The organism is Neobacillus sp. K501, from assembly GCF_053749995.1.
In genome coordinates this window covers 147,372-162,310 of the sequence record NZ_JBSLYA010000002.1, presented here as the reverse complement: position 1 = coordinate 162,310, position 14,939 = coordinate 147,372, and the positions used below count along the sequence as shown (strand labels likewise).

General features: G+C 37.7%; 15 protein-coding genes and 1 riboswitch. Of the genes, 14 read left to right on the top strand and 1 reads right to left on the bottom strand.

Annotated features, from left to right (window positions below):
* From ACWM35_RS05265 to ACWM35_RS05200, 14 genes are all read left to right on the top strand, one after another.
* Positions 1-891: a superoxide dismutase gene (locus ACWM35_RS05265; RefSeq protein WP_454816167.1), complete on the top strand. Its 891-nt coding sequence runs from the start codon at positions 1-3 to the stop codon at positions 889-891.
* 227 nt (positions 892-1,118) lie between these two features.
* Positions 1,119-2,261, top strand: a complete 1,143-nt coding sequence (locus ACWM35_RS05260; protein ID WP_454816165.1) for a D-alanyl-D-alanine carboxypeptidase family protein — start codon at positions 1,119-1,121, stop codon at positions 2,259-2,261.
* Positions 2,254-2,841 carry a nucleoside recognition domain-containing protein gene (locus ACWM35_RS05255; protein ID WP_454816163.1) on the top strand — a complete coding sequence of 196 codons (588 nt, stop codon included), beginning with the start codon at positions 2,254-2,256 and terminating at the stop codon, positions 2,839-2,841. Before ACWM35_RS05260 ends, ACWM35_RS05255 begins: the two co-directional genes overlap by 8 nt.
* Positions 2,842-2,846: 5 nt before the next feature.
* Entirely contained in the window at positions 2,847-3,383 is a 537-nt protein-coding gene (locus ACWM35_RS05250) for a spore maturation protein (protein WP_454816161.1), read from the top strand.
* 211 nt (positions 3,384-3,594) lie between these two features.
* A complete protein-coding gene (gene rluB, locus ACWM35_RS05245) occupies positions 3,595-4,332 on the top strand; it encodes a 23S rRNA pseudouridine(2605) synthase RluB (protein WP_454816159.1) in 738 nt (245 codons plus the stop codon).
* 105 nt (positions 4,333-4,437) lie between these two features.
* Entirely contained in the window at positions 4,438-4,962 is a 525-nt protein-coding gene (resA, locus tag ACWM35_RS05240; RefSeq protein WP_454816157.1) for a thiol-disulfide oxidoreductase ResA, read from the top strand.
* A gap of 22 nt (positions 4,963-4,984) precedes the next feature.
* Positions 4,985-6,616: a cytochrome c biogenesis protein ResB gene (gene resB / locus ACWM35_RS05235; protein WP_454816155.1), complete on the top strand. Its 1,632-nt coding sequence runs from the start codon at positions 4,985-4,987 to the stop codon at positions 6,614-6,616.
* Complete coding sequence (ccsB, locus tag ACWM35_RS05230; protein ID WP_454816153.1) at positions 6,617-7,801, top strand: c-type cytochrome biogenesis protein CcsB; 1,185 nt, start codon at positions 6,617-6,619, stop codon at positions 7,799-7,801. It abuts the gene before it with no gap.
* Between the two features lie 320 nt (positions 7,802-8,121).
* Positions 8,122-8,838, top strand: a complete 717-nt coding sequence (locus ACWM35_RS05225) for a response regulator transcription factor (RefSeq protein ID WP_454816151.1) — start codon at positions 8,122-8,124, stop codon at positions 8,836-8,838.
* Complete coding sequence (locus ACWM35_RS05220) at positions 8,835-10,616, top strand: ATP-binding protein (protein WP_454816149.1); 1,782 nt, start codon at positions 8,835-8,837, stop codon at positions 10,614-10,616. Before ACWM35_RS05225 ends, ACWM35_RS05220 begins: the two co-directional genes overlap by 4 nt.
* A 197-nt stretch (positions 10,617-10,813) precedes the next feature.
* Positions 10,814-11,365, top strand: coding sequence for an RNA polymerase sigma factor SigX (gene sigX / locus ACWM35_RS05215; protein WP_454816147.1), 552 nt, complete (start codon positions 10,814-10,816; stop codon positions 11,363-11,365).
* A complete protein-coding gene (locus ACWM35_RS05210) occupies positions 11,340-12,530 on the top strand; it encodes a hypothetical protein (protein WP_454816145.1) in 1,191 nt (396 codons plus the stop codon). Before sigX ends, ACWM35_RS05210 begins: the two co-directional genes overlap by 26 nt.
* Positions 12,531-12,737: 207 nt before the next feature.
* Positions 12,738-13,463 (top strand): peptidoglycan DD-metalloendopeptidase family protein, encoded by a 726-nt coding sequence (locus ACWM35_RS05205; protein WP_454816143.1) that lies wholly within the window; start codon positions 12,738-12,740, stop codon positions 13,461-13,463.
* Between the two features lie 141 nt (positions 13,464-13,604).
* Positions 13,605-13,737: riboswitch (FMN riboswitch) on the top strand.
* Positions 13,738-13,897: 160 nt separating this feature from the next.
* Positions 13,898-14,473 carry an ECF transporter S component gene (locus tag ACWM35_RS05200; protein ID WP_454816141.1) on the top strand — a complete coding sequence of 192 codons (576 nt, stop codon included), beginning with the start codon at positions 13,898-13,900 and terminating at the stop codon, positions 14,471-14,473.
* Between the two features lie 114 nt (positions 14,474-14,587).
* On the opposite strand, the gene ACWM35_RS05195 is transcribed toward ACWM35_RS05200, so the two are convergent.
* The gene (locus ACWM35_RS05195; protein WP_215043208.1) at positions 14,588-14,836 is read right to left on the bottom strand and encodes a ferredoxin; all 249 of its coding nucleotides are present in this window, start codon (positions 14,834-14,836) and stop codon (positions 14,588-14,590) included.
* Between the last annotated feature and the right edge of the window lie 103 nt (positions 14,837-14,939).

Below are 14,939 nucleotides of genomic sequence, written 5' to 3'. Positions count from 1 at the left end.
ATGGATCGGTTTCAGCAATATGTTCATGAATTATTTAACTGGAATGAAGAAATGAAACGATTTCTGGAATCTGAAAATGTGAGAGAAAACACAGAATTGTGGGAGCAGTTGGATCAGTTTACAGAGATAATCGATCAATCAAATCAGGAATTGTCGGATGCTGATATGCTTAATCTACAATCAAAGGCAGAGAACATTCATGAACAAATGGAAAATTATTTTCAGAGAAAACAAGGAGTTGGAACGATTTGGGCTGTTGATAAATCAGTCCCTGCTGGTGGACACACTTTGCCTCCGCTACCATATGCTTATAATGCACTGGAACCTTATATCTCGGAGGAAATTATGAAATTACACCATGATAAACATCATCAATCCTATGTGGATGGGTTAAATAAAGCAGAGATCAATCTTAAGAAGGCAAGGGAAAAGAATGATTTTTCGCTCATAAAACATTGGTCAAGAGAATTGGCTTTTCACGGTTCGGGTCATTACCTTCATACGATATTTTGGAAAAATATGATTCCAAAAGGTGGAGGCAGCCCTCAAGGACTTCTAAAGAGAGAAATAGAGAGCTATTTTGGCAGCTTCGAAAAGTTCAAAAAGCAATTTTCGGAAACAGCAAAACAAGTAGAAGGAGTAGGTTGGGCTCTCTTGGTTTGGTCCCCGCGTGCGAGACATCTTGAGATTTTACAATCAGAAAGGCATATGTTGCTGACACAATGGGATACGATACCACTTCTTGTGCTCGATGTGTGGGAGCATGCTTATTACCTCCAATATAAGAACAACCGGGCTGATTATGTAGAAAATTGGTGGAAGCTTGTAAACTGGAATGATGTAGAAATGCGCTTTGATAAGGCTGCAGAGATAAAATGGCCTGCTTATTAACGATAGCAATTGACTCCTCGTCAATTGCTTTTCTTTTTTTAATATCAAAATATATTTGACTTTGAAAAATGTCCAGCTCCAGCGCCAAGGGGGCTGGAGCTTTTCGAATAAATTGTGGACAAATTGTCATATCGACCCTTGTCCTGCATAAAATTGTACAAAACTAGTTACGCGGCTATGCTCGATAGCATTAGCTGACTGTCAAAGAAGGGGACGAGGTAAATCTTATGAGAATGATTTCGAAGCTGGTTCTATTTTTCCTCATTGTCTCATTATTCATTGCTAACATTCCTCAAAAGGTGGATGCTTCTGTTTCCGTCAGTGCTAGAGGTGCCATTTTAATGGAGCAGGAATCAGGGCGTATTCTATTTGAAAAGGATGCACATACAAAGCGGAGAATTGCTAGTATCACTAAAATTATGACCGCCCTGCTTGCTATTGAATCGGGGAAAATGGATGAGATGGTGAAGGTAAGTGACCAAGCAACTAGGGCAGAAGGTTCATCCGTCTATTTAAAGCCGGGTGAAGAGATTAAGCTTGCGCACTTAGTATATGGATTAATGCTAAGGTCGGGTAATGATACGGCGGTTGCCATTGCTGAACACGTAGGGGGAAGTTTAGACGGATTTGTTTTCATGATGAATCAAAAGGCAAAGGAAATTGGTATGCTTAATACTCATTTTTCTAATCCGCATGGGTTGGACGATCATGAAGATCATTATTCTACAGCTTATGACATGGCATTATTGACTCGTTATGCGATGAAATATGAAACCTATCAAAAAATCGTTGGTACGAAAGTCTATCATGCTCCGAATCCAACCGAAAAATGGGAAAGGCAGTGGAAAAACAAAAACCGTCTTTTAACAAAATATAAATATACAACGGGAGGAAAGACGGGTTATACGAAGCGTGCCAAAAGAACACTTGTCTCCACCGCGACAAAAGATGATATGAGTTTAATAGCAGTTACATTGAATGCTTCTAATGACTGGAATGACCATATTGCCATGTATGAAAATGGTTTTAAGAGCTATGATATGGCAGAAGTATTATCTAAAGGAAAAATTGATGTTGAAAATAAGTATTATCATAACCATCTTTACTTAAAGAAGGATGTTGTATACCCGGCGACGAAGGAAGAAATGGATTTATTTTCAGTTAAATTTAAGTTGAATAAGCCAGATGATGAATCTGACCGTTCACAGCAAAATGGTGAGGTAGTTGGTAAGGCTGCTGTATACCTGGATGACAAAGTTGTAAAGGAAGTACCGGTATATTATGAGTCAGGTCCTGAAAAAAAGAAGGGATTATTTGATTCCTTAAAAGAGTTATTCTTGTCATTCATTGGCGTGAGAACATATGGTTAATTATATTTGGGTATTTATGACCCTCGTTGGAATTATCTTTGCACTAGTCAATGGGACAATGGAAGAGGTAAACAAAGCTATTTTTGTTGGCGCAAAGGAAGCGGTAACACTTTGTATTGGTCTGATTAGCATCCTCGTTTTCTGGCTTGGAATGATGAGGATTGCCGAGGAATCAGGACTTCTTGACCGATTATCTAAATTATGTCGACCACTAATTAAACGCTTGTTTCCTGAAGTCCCTGGGGATCATCCAGCAATGGGATACATATTGTCCAATATGATTGCCAATATGTTTGGTTTGGGTAATGCGGCAACACCCCTCGGGATAAAAGCGATGGAGGAATTGAAGCAATTAAATGGGGGGGGAAATTCTGCGAGCAGGTCAATGGTAACATTCTTGGCGATTAATACTGCCAGTATTACGATTATTCCCACGACCGTCATTGCCATTCGAATGAATTATAATTCTGCTTCACCTACCGAGATTGTCGTTCCCACCCTCATTGCAACCATCATTTCGATGATAGCAGCTGTGCTGATTGATCGCTATTTTTATAATCGACGAAGACGTAAAGGATGAAAAGCATGGAAATTATTTCGCTTGTTTCCCTTGGGTTTATCCCTGTATTGATAGGATTTATTTTGATATATGGCACGATAAAACAGGTTCCAACCTACGAAAGTTTCGTTGAGGGTGGTAAAGAAGGAATCAAAATTGCTGTTTCGATAATTCCATTTCTAGTAGGGATGCTCGTTGCGATATCGGTTTTTCGTGCCTCTGGAGCATTAGAGTCTTTAATGAAGTGGATTCGTCCTGTTATGGAATCCATAGGAGTTCCTGCGGAAATCATTCCGCTTATTCTAATCAGGCCAATCTCCGGAACAGCAGCCCTTGGAATGACAAGCGATTTGATTGCTGTATACGGACCAGATTCTTTTATAGGCAGATTAGCTTCCGTGTTACAAGGAAGTACAGATACCACTTTTTATGTGCTAACGGTTTATTTTGGAGCAGTAGGGATTAAAAAAATGGGGGATGCCTTAAAGGTAGGACTTCTTGCAGATGTAGTTGGGATTATTGTCGCTATAATAGTTGTCGCTCTAATTTTTGGAACAACCTAGTTTACAATCTTAATATAGTATTCGCATAAATAAAGTGGGTTCCGGTAGCAATTCAGCTGCTACTGGAACCTGCTTTTTATTTTTTATAGATAATGAAGAGCCGCTACTTTGAAATAGGTAAGTTTTGTGTCATAATTCATTAGGATAGAATAACTATGGTGTTTGCCACTAGTTGTTCTTTATTATGGTAAACAACTGAGGTGGATCATAAATGGAGAGATTGCAGAAAGTCATTGCCCGAGCTGGCATTGCTTCGAGAAGAAAATCTGAAGAGTTGATTAAAGAAGGTAGAGTCAAGGTGAACGGAAAAATTATCAGGGAACTGGGAGTGAAGGTTACTTCTTCTGATAAGGTTGAAGTAGATGAAATACCAATTGAAAGGGAGGAGCCTGTTTATTTCCTTTTGTATAAGCCACGCGGGGTTATTTCAAGTGTTAACGACGATAAGGGGAGAAAGGTAGTCACTGATTTCTTTCCTGAGCAAAAACAAAGGATTTATCCAGTTGGACGACTCGACTATGATACTTCTGGTTTACTATTGCTAACCAACGATGGAGAATTTGCTAATTTATTGATGCATCCAAGTAATCAAATTGATAAGGTCTATGTTGCGAAAACGAAGGGAATTCCTTTAAAAGAGAATCTCCGGAAATTAGAGCGGGGGATACAACTAGAGGATGGAAAAACGGCTCCAGCAAAAGTAAAAATTCTCTCCGTTGATAAGAAGAAACAAACAGCAATTGTAGAAATTACCATTCATGAAGGCCGAAATCGTCAAGTTAGAAGAATGTTTGAAGCAATTGGGAATGAAGTTATAAAACTTAAACGAGAGCGTTATGGATTTTTAACCTTAAAAGGTTTGTCAACAGGTGATGCAAGAGAATTAACACATCATGAAGTAAAACAATTGCGTGCTCTTGCAATGGAGTCAACAAAGAAAAATTCATAAAGCTGTCACATTTTCATAATTTTGATTTCACTGTGTCAATATTGATAAATGATATAATTTAGACAAATTGTCTTTAGTAATTGATTTATCCAAGGGGGAGTAGCAATGAAAAAACGGCGATTAGTAATGAGGACAGTTATTTTACTCGTGCTAGGTGCTGCCGTTGCCTATACACTCTATGCCAATTTAACGAAAGAGGATATTAAGAAAGTGGCCATAGGGGAAATGGCTCCTGATTTTGTCCTAGTCGATATGAAAGGTGAAAAACATCAGCTTTCTGATTATAAAGGTCAAGGAGTATTTTTGAATTTTTGGGGAACATGGTGCAAGCCTTGTGAAGAGGAATTTCCTTATATTAATAACCAATACCATCAATTTAAAGATCAAGGGGTTCAGGTTCTCGCTGTAAATATTAGTGAATCGGAATTGGCAGTAAATAAATTTGCTGATCGTTTTAATCTTGATTTCCCTATCGTGATTGACAAAGATGAACAAGTACGCACAGCCTATAAAATTGACCCGCTTCCAGCGACGATCTTAATTGATAAAGAAGGAAAGGTAGTTAAATATCATACAGGCCAATTAACCGAAGAAATGGTTAGAGAGTTTATGGAGAAAATTAAACCTTAATGGTTACAGGGAGATTTTTGCAATGAAAGATGTGAAATGTGAATGCGGACATGTGAATCCACATGGTACAGTTTTATGTGAAGCATGTGGAAAAGTCCTGGATGACCAAGCAAATGAGAAGCAATTGCTGGATATGCGTTATGAAGGCAGTGCCCGCCGCTCACAAACCTATAATAAAACAATCATAGATAGAATTTGGAATTTCTTTTCTTCCGTCAAGGTAGGCGTTTGGCTAATTGTTATCACATTGATTGCCTCTGCGGTTGGAACGATTCTTCCTCAGGAAATGTACATACCTCCAACACTCCCAGCGGCTGAGTATTATGAACAGGAATACGGTTGGTTTGGAAAACTATATTTTGATTTAGGCTTTAATAATTTATATAGTTCTTGGTGGTACTTAATCTTAATAGCGATGATTGGGATATCGCTTGTTATTTGTAGCCTAGATAGAGTTGTCCCATTGTATAAAGCATTAAAAGCTCAAAAGGTAACAAGGCATGAAGGCTTTTTAAGACGACAACGATTGTTCGGTATAACTCCTGGTACAGATACGACAGAGATTAGCAAAATAAAAGAGAAGTTAAAGGGAAAACGGTATCACGTTCGGGAAGAAAATGGTGACTTACTTGCTGAAAAAGGCCGTTTCTCTCGCTGGGGTCCATATGTAAACCATGTCGGATTGATTATCTTTTTAATTGGAGGCATGCTGCGTTTCGTTCCGGGTATGTATATCGATAAAGTATTATGGCTTCGTGAAGGAGAAACGAAAGTTATTCCTGAAACGGATGGACAATACTATGTTTCTAATAACAAGTTTATTCTTGAACATTATGATAAGGAAAAGGATAAAACCTTTGAAGCTGCAATTGATCGTGCAGGAATGGTTGCTAAGAATTATCAAACCAATGCCGTTCTCTTTAAAAGAGTGGGACCAGCTATTCCTGGTGAGAAGCCGGAATTAGAAAAGATTAAAGAACACAAGATTAAGGTTAATCAGCCATTAAAATTTGAATCTTTTGCTTTATATCAAGTAGATTATAAGCTAGATGAATTAAATAAGATGTCCTTTGCGTTAACAGATAAAACATCTGAGAAGACATTCGGTGATTTAACAATTGATCTTTTTAATCCAAAGGAAAGCTATGATTTAGGTAATGGCTATTCAGTTGATGTTCTAAGCTATTTCCCGGACTTTGAATTTGCAGAAAACGGGGAACCAACAACGAAATCCCGTATTCCAAATAATCCAGCTTTTGTATTTCGAATGGTGTCACCTGAAAAACCAGATGGGGAAACAAGTTTTGTGGCTATTCAGCAAACAATTGAACCTTCAGGTAACAATCAATATAAGATGGCATTTAAGGGGATAGCAACAAAAAATGTGACGGCTCTTACTGTACGTAAAGATTTAACAATTTGGATTATCATTTTGGGCGGAATCATTTTCATGATTGGTGTTATTCAAGGCGCTTATTGGAATCATCGCAGGATTTGGGTCCAAAACAAGAACGGCGAAATTTGGATTGCTGCCCATACGAACAAGAACTGGTATGGTTTAAAACGGGAAATTGAGACAGTACTTTCAGAAACGAAAATAAAGATGCCGGATGATCAACTTCAATCGGAAAGAAAGGATAAGGAGGGAGTTTAGTTGGTTACAATAAGTAGTAATTTATTATATATTTCTTTTGTACTTTATTTAACAGCTACCCTCTTTTTTGGTGGTGCCATTAAATCAAAAAAAGATGGCAACGAAAAAAGAGGAACAAACCGCTGGGGGAAAATAGCTATTTTCTTAACAATGATTGGGTTCATAGCACAGTTGGGGTATTTTATCACGAGGTGGATTGCAGCAGGACATGCTCCTGTTAGTAATTTATTTGAATTTACAACCTTTTTTGGTATGGCACTTGTTGGGGCATTCATCGTTATTTATTTTATTTATCGCACACCTTTACTCGGATTATTTACAATGCCAGTGGCAGTTTTAATTATTGCCTATGCGAGTATGTTTCCAAGAGATATCTCACCGTTAATTCCTGCACTGCAAAGTGACTGGCTTCATATCCACGTTACAACAGCAGCTTTAGGAGAAGCAATCTTAGCAATAAGCTTTGCGGCTGGTCTTATTTACCTTGTAAAAGTTATTGATCAATCGAAAGCAAGTAAGAGAACATTCTGGCTTGAAGCCGTTATGTTTGGATTAGTAACAACACTTGGTTTTGTCTTGGTATCGACTTTATTTTCAAGCATGGATTATCAGGCAGAATTTAAATGGATCGATAAAAACGATACTGAAGCTACCATTGAATACACTATGCCAGCTATCACTGGTCCAAATGATTGGGAACTTACAACCAAGGGGAAATTTGAACCTCTGGTTGAGCTACCTGCCATTCTTAATGCCAAAAAGTTTAATACTGTTTTATGGTCATTTATCGGAGGATTTATCCTCTATGGATTATTGAGATTGATTTTAAGAAAACGGATTGCGGCAGCGCTACAGCCGTTTGTTAGAAAAATCAACCTGGATTTAGTGGATGAAATTAGTTATCGCTCTGTCCTAATTGGTTTCCCTGTATTTACTCTAGGAGCATTGATTTTTGCCATGATTTGGGCACAAATCGCTTGGACACGTTTTTGGGGTTGGGATCCAAAAGAAGTATGGGCTTTAATTACCTGGCTTTTTTATGCAGCCTTTCTACACCTGCGGCTTTCAAAAGGATGGCATGGTGAAAAGTCTGCTTGGCTAGCGGTTATTGGCTTTGTCATCATTATGTTTAACCTAGTAGCAGTCAACCTAGTCATTGCTGGTCTGCATTCATACGCAGGGTAATAAGGTGAAACTTCCATCAGTGGGTTTTTTTTCCATCCCCCACTGATGGTTAGTTGAACCAATCGGGCTTTTACTGGCAGTTGATCCCCCAATTTTCTTCTTCGACTTTGTAAACTTTGAATCTTAAGGTGGGTGTCTTACTGCCAGTTAATGCGGGATTAACGAATTTAATAGCCTTCACTTTTAAAGTGAAGGCTTTTTTTAGAATCACTGAATAGGTTATCTGTCAAAATTTAGACACTTTTTTATCAGACAATTACCGTAAAATATAGTCAAATACTTTACCTTTTTGTAAAATAACACCATGGGGGGATTAATTAATGGATAAAGATGTGAAAATTTTAGTAGTAGATGACGAGGAAAGAATTCGTCGCTTATTAAAAATGTATTTAGAGCGTGAAGAATATGTAATCGATGAAGCTGAGGATGGAAATGAAGCATTAGAAAAAGCGATTTCTAATGACTATGATGTCATTCTTTTAGACTTAATGATGCCGGGGAAAGACGGGATTGAAGTTTGTCGTGAATTAAGGGAAAAGAAAGCAACACCAGTCATCATGTTAACCGCTAAAGGTGAAGAGGTTAATCGTGTTCAGGGATTTGAAGTTGGAACGGATGATTATATCGTTAAACCATTCAGCCCGCGGGAAGTGGTATTGCGTGTAAAGGCACTCCTTAGAAGAGCTTCACAAACAAGTTATCTGCAAACAGAAACTACAACTAAGGATGTAATTGTTTTCCCTCATTTAACAATCGATAATGATGCACACCGTGTAACAGCTGATGGTAAAGAAGTTAGCTTAACTCCTAAAGAATATGAGTTATTATATTTCCTTGCCAAAGCTCCAGATAAAGTATTTGACCGCGAACAACTGTTGAAAGAAGTCTGGCACTATGAATTTTTTGGGGATTTACGCACAGTGGATACTCATGTCAAACGCCTTCGTGAAAAATTAAATAAAGTATCTGAGCAAGCTGCCAGAATGATCGTAACAGTTTGGGGAGTAGGCTATAAATTTGAGGTTGTAAATGAATGACCTTTCTACGCAGTGTAGTAGGTAAACTCTGGTTTACCATCATCTTTTTGGTTGCATTTATCCTTTTTATATTAACGGTTATGTTACTTGAGTTTTTTGAGAACTATAACATATCTGAAACAAGGGATGATTTAACCAATACGGCGGAAAAAATTGCAACAGTTTTGGAAGCACACCAGGACATGGAGTTTCCTTTAGGGTTAGAAATTTCTTGGGAGATCATTGATGACGTTACGAAGGTAGTTATCGTTAAGAATAGTGAGGAAATCTTTTATTCTCCTAACACAGGAGAAAAAGTTAAACTTTCGATTAGCGATATTCAAAAAGATGAAGAATTATCAAAGGTATTTAAAGAGAAGATTGAGGTGCAAAAGGTTTATTCCCTTTCTCCAAATATTAGTAGTGAACAGGCCTCGAAATATTCTATTATTGGTGTGCCTCTTCATCTTGACTCGGATGAAAATGGTGCTGTCTTTATTTATCAATCATTAGAGGTCGTTCGAAAGACAACACACGAAATGACGAAATATATATTACTTGTTGCTGGAGTTGCCATTATTCTTACTACTATATTTGCCTTTTTTCTCTCAACTAGAATCACAGCACCATTGATAAAAATGCGGGAAGCAGCTTTTGAAGTGGCAAGAGGTAAATTTGATACGAAGGTCCCGATTCTTACTCATGATGAAATTGGTGAACTGGCTACCGCCTTTAACCAAATGGGGCGGCAGTTAAAATTTAACATGAATGCCCTTAATCAGGAAAAGGAACAGCTTTCTAGTATTTTAAGCAGTATGGCAGATGGTGTTATCACTTTTAATCGTGATGGGACTATTTTGATTACCAATCCCCCAGCTGACCGCTTTTTACAATATTGGTATTATGAAAAAGGCGGAAATTCGACAAATACAGAAGAGATTCCTTCACAAGTGATGGAGCTTTTTCAGCAGGCAGTCGATACAGAGACAGAACAGATTGGAGAAATTTCTCTTCAGGGGCGACATTGGGTTATTCTTGTTAGTCCGTTATATAGTAACCAATTCATTCGGGGTGCTGTTGCCGTTTTAAGAGATATGACAGAGGAACGGAAATTAGAAAAAATGCGAAAAGATTTTATTGCCAATGTCTCACATGAGCTAAGGACTCCGATTTCAATGCTTCAGGGATATAGCGAAGCCATTGTAGATGATATTGCAGAATCCCAAGAAGAGAAAAAAGAAATGGCAAAAGTCATCTATGATGAATCACTTAGAATGGGTCGTCTTGTTAATGAACTTCTGGATTTAGCAAGGATGGAAGCTGGCCACATACAGTTAACGAAGGAAAAAGTTAATTTAAGCACATTTATGAATAGGATTATTCATAAATTTCAGGGGCTTGCTAAGGAACATAGTATCCAAATAAGTTCTGAAGTGGGTAGTGATATTCCTGATCTTTCATTTGATCCTGATCGAATTGAACAAGTGCTAACCAATCTGATTGACAATGCCATCCGTCATACCCCAGGGGAGGGTTCCGTTATGCTCCGAGTTAACGAGAATGATTTTGGGGTAAAGGTAGAAGTTACTGATTCGGGCTCAGGGATTCCTGAGGAGGATTTACCATTCGTGTTTGAACGCTTTTATAAGGCTGACAAAGCACGGACAAGAGGTAGGGCTGGTACAGGTTTAGGATTAGCGATTGCGAAGAACATTATCGATGCCCATCATGGACATATTTCAGTTCAAAGTAAAATGGGACATGGAACGACATTTACATTTTCGTTACCACGAAAATAAGAGAAAATTAAAAGATTTTGCCGATTGTTCTTGTTACATGAGAAACATTATGAAACTCACCTTTTTCGGGTGGGTTTTTTTGTTGTGCTTTCCTTTCCATTTCATGCCTTTCCTTTTTTTAATAAACAGTCTATAGTTAAATGGGTGAAACTTTTTTACATATCTATCGACTAATATTATAACGGGGAGGGGAATTGATGGACTCCGTTTTCGATGAACTATATGAGAAATATCATCATGACGTTTTTCAATTTCTATTTTATATGGTTAGAAATAAGGAACATGCTGAGGATCTTGTTCAGGAAGTATATATTAGGGTATTTAAGTCTTATCATCGTTTTGAAGGGAAAAGCAGTGAAAAAACCTGGCTATTTTCCATTGCGAAAAATGTGGCGATTGATTTTTTTCGCAAACAAAAGGGATGGAAGGACCGTTTACTTGAAAAATTTGATTGGTCAACGAGTCAGGTGAAGGATGATTATCCGATTCCAGAAGAAATTACCATACAAAATGAAGAGATTAAATTGATATACAAATGCTTAGAATTTTGCACAATGGATCAACGGACAGTCATCATTCTACGCTATTTAAATGACCTATCCATCATAGAAACAGCCCAAGCACTTGGGTGGAGCGAAAGTAAGGTCAAAACGACACAGCACAGGGCATTAAAGGTGTTGAAGAGGCATATGGAAATGCTAAATGGAAAGGAGGGAACAGATAGTGAAAAAGTCAGAGTGGAGCGATAAGCAACTCGAGGAACTTCTAAGGCAAATGCCAAAAATAAAAGACAATCGCCATCCTCGTGACATTTACCAAAATCTTTCTCTAAAAAGTAAACGTAAACGCCATTCATGGTTGATTCCGGTTGCAGCATCGGCAGCTGCCCTCCTTCTTATCATACTTCTTATTCCTAAACTGCTGGTCGGATCGAATTTATCTCTTGATAATCATGCAGAGGATAAGTCTATGGTAACCGAAAAATCCAATGATGCTGAGAATAACTCCTCTATTTTGATGAAGCAGGAAGAGGCGAGTCTGGATCATGGGGAATCGGCAGCTACGCCAAAAATTATGATACAGGGCGGTTACAAAACGGCTCTTTACGATTATGAGGTCGGGGATCAGAAAGTGATGACTTATTGGATTCCAGACCCGTTTGGACAAATATTAGTTCCTATCTCAACCACTGTGAATCAGGATGAAAATAATGATTGGCTTAGTTTGTATACTCAATCGATGGAACAATTAATGGAAGATGAATGGGGATTAACGGATTACTACCCGATTAATGCGACAATATCGTATGAAAGTGCCGATAAAAAAACAATAGTCGTGGATGTACCAGCAAATCATCCATATGGGCAAGGTTCAACGAATGAGACAAATTTTATCAACATTTTAAATAATGACTTTTCATCGAATAGTAATGTAAATAGGATATTGCTAAGAACAAATGGACAGCCTGGAATTGAATTCGGTAACTATGGCATTTTGTATGAATTAGCGATTACCCCAAATCAAAATCGTGCTTACTTCTTACATTATCCAGAAGGCAGTGATATTCCATTAATGGTACCGGTTAATAATGAATATATCGACATACAAGCAGCTTTAGAAGCGATGAAAACCGACCAGTCTGTGTTGGGTCTCAAAGCATCCTTGGAGAGTTCATTTTCTATCAAGGAAGCCACTGTTCAAAATAATAAATTAATCATTACGTTGAACGAGCATGCAAATATATCAGATGACATAAACACATTATACAGCTTTGAAGCAATCTTATTAACGGCAAAGGAATTTGGTATACAGTCGGTTGTTTTAATGAATTCTCCAATTTCTCAATTAGGACCATTTGATTTATCACAGGAAATAAAAGTTCCAATTGGAGCTAATTTTCGACCAATACAATAAGTAATGAAAAAATCAACCAATAAAAGGTTGATTTTTTTCATTGTTATATTTGATTTATACTTTTCTTGCTTTTTATGAATAAAAAGGGAAAGGTCTCCAAATTATAACAAGTATGTTTAACCCCACCTGCAAAATACAGTATGTTCTAAACGTGAAGCAGGTAACATATTGTTTGTGTAGATGTGGATAAAATTAAGGAGGAAAAAGATGTTAGACTACATAAAGCGGCTTTTGATAGCCGCAATTATGGCGGTTTGTGTAAGTTTATTATTTTTAGGTGGCAGGCATACAGAAGCAAGTATGCAGGCTGCAAATGAATTCCAAGAAGGATGGATATGGCCTACAGATGGCGTCATATCAGATACATATGGAACTAGGCATGGAACACATAAAGGGATTGATATTGCAGGGAAGTTGAACTCAGAGGTAGTCGCTGTTGCAGACGGGGTGGTAGGGAAGTCCTATTACTCAACCAGCTATGGTAATGTAATATTTGTGAAACATCCAAACAATTTTGTTACAGTTTATGCCCATTTAAACAAGCGGCTAGTTGCAGAAGGACAAGCCGTTAAGCAGGGGACAAAAATAGGGACGATGGGAAGGACGGGTGAATCAACTGGTGTTCATCTCCACTTTGAGAGCCACCAAATAGAGTGGACCCTTGATAAGAAAAATGCTATTAATCCTGAAATTCTGCTTGGTAAAGCGGATGTAGGCGCATCAATCAGGGCAGGACTCTCAAGTGTAGGCGAAAATGTTCTGGAGGTAAGTACTCATCTAAAAGGAAATCAATTAAAATATATTGTTCAAGAAGGGGATACCCTAACTGCAATTGCCTTGAAAACCAACCTAACGGTAGAAAAGTTAATAGAATCTAATCATCTAAAATCAGATCTAATCATACCGAAGCAAGTACTAATTATTCCAGAATAATCATAAACCTGCAGATAGCTGCGGGTTTTATTAATTTATGAAGAAAATAAGTCAGCGGAGATGATTTGATTTATAGCCAACAGTCATTTATCTTTCCAAAAATGATTATTTTCAGTATAATAGAATTGTAATTAAATAACGATCTATCTTCGGGGCAGGGTGAAATTCCCGATCGGCGGTATTGAGATTTAAATTCTCTGAGCCCGCGAGCCGAAAGGCAGGATTTGGTGCGATTCCAAAGCCGACAGTATAGTCTGGATGGGAGAAGATGGAGGTTCTGCAAACGTTCAAAAAATGCTAGTATATTGGACGTTTATTAAGAGTGCCTTCTAACTCCCTCAAGGATCTTTCTTGGGGGAGTTTTTGATTAATTGCTCTTATTTATTGCTGAACCTCTCTTCCTAACGTGATGGATCATAAAGGAGAGAGGAAAAATGAAAAAGAATCAGAAGTTAAATGTCAAAGCCTTTGTATCAATCGGAATGTTGAGCAGTATCGCCTATTTATTAATGTTACTAAACTTTCCACTGCCACCATTTCCTAATTTCTTATTTGTCGATTTCAGCGATATTCCAGCATTAATCGCCGCGTTAATTTTTGGGCCAATTGCAGGCATATTGGTTGAGTTTTTCAAAAATGTACTAAATTATATTGCAACAGGAAGTGCAACTGGAATACCAGTTGGCCATATTGCGAATTTTCTAGCAGGAGTTTTGTTTATACTGCCTGTATATTATGTATATAACAAGGTTGATACCAAGAAAGGTATGACGATCGCTCTAGCAGTTGGGACATTAACGATGGCAGTCATGATGAGTGTATTAAATTATCTTGTCATCTTACCTGCCTATACAGCTCTGTTAAATTTCCCTGATATGCGAAATTTAGTTGTCCCAGCAATCCTGCCGTTCAATATTATTAAAGGTGTAATAATGTCATTAATTTTTATGCTGCTATTCATTAGGATGCAGACATGGATTAATAAGCTTTCAACAATAAAAAGTGCATAAATAGTCAAAAGCAGTCAGGAGATTATGTCCTGGCTGCTTTTTATAAACAAAAAATAAAACCCTCACCTGTATAAGGTGGGGGCTAGTAGCTTAAGAATATCTTATTGACAATTATTATTCGAATTTAGTTGGGTTGCCATCAAATGGTTCGTCAGCAACTTTAATAGAATCAGTTGGGCAGCCTTCGAATGCATCCATCATGTCGTCGATTAACACATCAGGAATTTCAACGATACCCTCATTCTCGTCAAGTGTTACGAATGCAATGCCTTCGTCATCATAATCATAAATGTCAGGTGCAGCTGCTCCACAAGCACCACATGCGATGCAAGTTTCTTTGTCAACAATCGTATACTTTGCCATGAAAAAAAAACCTCCCAATAATAACTTACTTATATCCCATAAAACAATGGAAATGCATTACTCATTCCTATTGTAAAACTGTATGAGTAACTTTTCAATAGAA

What these genes read in the sequence shown, in the direction of transcription:
- ACWM35_RS05195 (WP_215043208.1), bottom strand. Translation starts at nt 14,836, where the DNA reads ATGGCAAAGTATACGATTGTTGACAAAGAAACTTGCATCGCATGTGGT.
- ACWM35_RS05250 (WP_454816161.1), top strand. Translation starts at nt 2,847, where the DNA reads ATGGAAATTATTTCGCTTGTTTCCCTTGGGTTTATCCCTGTATTGATA.
- sigX (WP_454816147.1), top strand. Translation starts at nt 10,814, where the DNA reads ATGGACTCCGTTTTCGATGAACTATATGAGAAATATCATCATGACGTT.
- ACWM35_RS05200 (WP_454816141.1), top strand. Translation starts at nt 13,898, where the DNA reads ATGAAAAAGAATCAGAAGTTAAATGTCAAAGCCTTTGTATCAATCGGA.
- ACWM35_RS05225 (WP_454816151.1), top strand. Translation starts at nt 8,122, where the DNA reads ATGGATAAAGATGTGAAAATTTTAGTAGTAGATGACGAGGAAAGAATT.
- ACWM35_RS05255 (WP_454816163.1), top strand. Translation starts at nt 2,254, where the DNA reads ATGGTTAATTATATTTGGGTATTTATGACCCTCGTTGGAATTATCTTT.
- rluB (WP_454816159.1), top strand. Translation starts at nt 3,595, where the DNA reads ATGGAGAGATTGCAGAAAGTCATTGCCCGAGCTGGCATTGCTTCGAGA.
- ACWM35_RS05205 (WP_454816143.1), top strand. Translation starts at nt 12,738, where the DNA reads ATGTTAGACTACATAAAGCGGCTTTTGATAGCCGCAATTATGGCGGTT.
- ACWM35_RS05265 (WP_454816167.1), top strand. Translation starts at nt 1, where the DNA reads ATGGATCGGTTTCAGCAATATGTTCATGAATTATTTAACTGGAATGAA.
- ACWM35_RS05220 (WP_454816149.1), top strand. Translation starts at nt 8,835, where the DNA reads ATGACCTTTCTACGCAGTGTAGTAGGTAAACTCTGGTTTACCATCATC.
- resA (WP_454816157.1), top strand. Translation starts at nt 4,438, where the DNA reads ATGAAAAAACGGCGATTAGTAATGAGGACAGTTATTTTACTCGTGCTA.
- resB (WP_454816155.1), top strand. Translation starts at nt 4,985, where the DNA reads ATGAAAGATGTGAAATGTGAATGCGGACATGTGAATCCACATGGTACA.
- ACWM35_RS05260 (WP_454816165.1), top strand. Translation starts at nt 1,119, where the DNA reads ATGAGAATGATTTCGAAGCTGGTTCTATTTTTCCTCATTGTCTCATTA.